Annotated in this window: 1 protein-coding gene; it reads left to right on the forward strand. The window is 68.5% G+C overall.

Translation table 11 applies throughout. The annotated features are described in order from the left end of the window. A partial coding sequence (locus KVS69_RS19160; RefSeq protein WP_217539549.1) for an AMP-binding protein occupies positions 1–324 on the forward strand: 324 nt, incomplete at both ends.

The raw sequence follows: 324 nt of genomic DNA on the forward strand, positions 1-324 counted from the left end.
GGCGTGACGGACGAAAGCGTGTTCCTGGTCGCCCTGCTGGCGGCGCACAATTTTCCGATGAGCTCGCCGGGGCATATGGGAGCGCTCTATGCCGGCGCGCGCGTGGTGCTCAGCCCCGCGGCCAACCCGGAGATCGCCTTTCCGCTGATCGAGCAGGAGCGCGTCACCATCACGGGCCTCGTGCCGCCGCTGGCCCTGCTGTGGATGAAGGCCGCCGAAAACCTCACCCACGACCTTTCGAGCCTGAAAGTGCTGCTGGTGGGCGGGGCCAAGTTCCTGCCGGAGGCGGCAAGGCGCGTCAGGCCGGTGCTCGGCTGCCAGTTG

Origin of the sequence: Stenotrophomonas sp. GbtcB23 (assembly GCF_019091045.1) — a bacterium.
Taxonomy (GTDB): domain Bacteria; phylum Pseudomonadota; class Gammaproteobacteria; order Xanthomonadales; family Xanthomonadaceae; genus Stenotrophomonas; species Stenotrophomonas rhizophila_A.